The organism is Winogradskyella poriferorum (genome assembly GCF_050618035.1).
Classification (GTDB): Bacteria; Bacteroidota; Bacteroidia; order Flavobacteriales; family Flavobacteriaceae; genus Winogradskyella; species Winogradskyella poriferorum_A.
In genome coordinates, this window is sequence record NZ_JBODPY010000155.1 from 1 (window position 1) to 231 (window position 231).

Consider the following 231-nt stretch of genomic DNA (forward strand, 5'->3'; position numbering starts at 1 on the left):
TTTAAAGGAATTTTAGTGAAGTAGTCGAATTACTAGTCTAGTCTTTCGGTCAATTTTTTAAAAACCTTTTTTGGGTTTTTGTTTACATATAATACGCTATAAACAGCATTGATTATTGGTAGTGGTGTTTTCTTCTTATTCTTTTGGTGGAGCAATTGCGCACACTTTGTAGCATAATACCCTTCCGCAACCATATTCATTTCCATCATTGCAGACATTACGGTATATCCT

General features: G+C 33.3%; 1 pseudogene. It reads right to left on the minus strand.

The features are described from left to right. Positions 1 to 32 precede the first annotated feature (32 nt). A pseudogene (locus tag ACRHOC_RS15290) lies at positions 33 to 231 on the minus strand (NAD(P)H-dependent glycerol-3-phosphate dehydrogenase); the annotation flags it as partial.